The organism is Parasphingorhabdus sp. (assembly GCF_036964675.1).
Taxonomy (GTDB): domain Bacteria; phylum Pseudomonadota; class Alphaproteobacteria; order Sphingomonadales; family Sphingomonadaceae; genus Parasphingorhabdus.
The window spans coordinates 1-518 of sequence record NZ_JBALTF010000181.1 but is presented as its reverse complement, the minus strand read 5'-3'; the positions used below and the strand labels follow the sequence as shown (position 1 = coordinate 518).

The following is a 518-nucleotide window of genomic DNA, read 5'->3' as shown; positions in this document are numbered from 1 at the left end:
ACAAAGGTCCAGGCGTTGAGCAGGATGAAAGCCAGCAGGATATTGGTCACCGTTAGCATGGACCAGATTTACTGGAGCATGCTTAAAAACTGGTGAAAAGTGGTTTTGACCTTTGCGGCCATTTCGTCATCCTGAACATTCATCGTCATCCTGAACTTGTTTCAGGATCCCTCGAGGTTCGCACTGTGCCGGACGAGGTCCTGAAACGAGTTCAGGATGACGAGTATTCTTTCACAATGACGAGTGTTTCTTCCGGATGACGACGTTGGGGGTCGCCGCCTTGACGGAAACGGCACTTCCGTCATCCTGAACTTGTTTCAGGACCCCTCAAAAGCTTACACAATCACAATGTCCTTCCAGCCCTGCGTCTACATCATGACCAACAAGCCGCGCGGTCTGCCCTATATCGGGGTCACATCCGACCTGATGAAACGGATATACCAGCATCGCGAAGGCAGCGCCGATGGCTTTACCAAGCGCTAGAATTTGAACAAGCTGGTGCTTTTCGAACAATATGG

The 518-nt window shown here is 50.8% G+C and carries 1 protein-coding gene; it reads left to right on the top strand.

Features of this window, described 5'->3' with window-relative positions; translation table 11 throughout:
• Nucleotides 1-348: 348 nt before the first annotated feature.
• A complete protein-coding gene (locus V7665_RS13850; RefSeq protein ID WP_335665108.1) occupies nt 349-483 on the top strand; it encodes a GIY-YIG nuclease family protein in 135 nt (44 codons plus the stop codon).
• Nucleotides 484-518: the final 35 nt, after the last annotated feature.